The sequence below is a fragment of the Bacillus sp. LR--39 genome (assembly GCF_053613335.1).
On sequence record NZ_JBSIOT010000720.1, the window covers coordinates 1 to 776 of the forward strand.

Below are 776 nucleotides of genomic sequence, written 5' to 3' on the forward strand. Positions count from 1 at the left end.
TGTAAAGGTGAAAACAGTCCTATTCTTTCGCCAATTTACAAACATTCAACAAATCGACAAAAAGTTTCCCGGGCAATAATTTGCTGTCGAAATATTCCGCTTCATTGAACGCACCCTGCTATTTTTCATGTTTTGAACCATACTATGTAATAGAATGGAGGCTGGTATTCAATGGAGCGGACAGAAAATCTGAAAAAGGGAGAAAAAGGGGCGCTCCTCAATATTTTTGCATATGTCATCCTTGCTGTTGTAAAGCTAGTTATCGGGATTCTATATCATTCTGAAGCGCTGAGAGCAGACGGGTTAAATAATGGAACAGATATTGTTGCGTCAGTAGCGGTGCTGATAGGATTGCGGATTTCTCAAAGACCGGCAGACAGCGATCATCCATACGGCCATTATCGGGCTGAAACAATTTCGTCTCTTGTTGCGTCTTTTATTATGATGGCAGTCGGCATTGAAGTGTTAATCGGCGGAGGAAAAGCGATTGCGGGCGGCACAACGGAAACGCCAAATCTTATCGCGGCATGGACGGCGTTAGGCAGTGCTGTGTTTATGTATGGCATCTATTTATATAACAAAAGGCTGGCAGCGTCCATTAAAAGCTCTGCCCTGATGGCAGCGGCAAAGGACAGCAGGTCAGACGCTTTTGTAAGCGCCGGCGCGTTTATCGGTGTTTTTTCGTCCCAGCTGAAGCTGCCGTGGATTGATCCGGTAACGGCTTTTATCATCGGCATCATCATTTGCAAAACTGCGTGGGATATCTTTAAAGACGA

At 45.0% G+C, this 776-nt stretch carries 1 protein-coding gene; it reads left to right on the top strand.

Annotated elements, in window-relative coordinates; all coding sequences use genetic code 11:
* Nucleotides 1-171: 171 nt before the first annotated feature.
* Nucleotides 172-776 (top strand): cation diffusion facilitator family transporter (locus ACWHAR_RS26085; protein WP_452088300.1); only part of this gene is annotated, 605 nt, incomplete at its 3' end.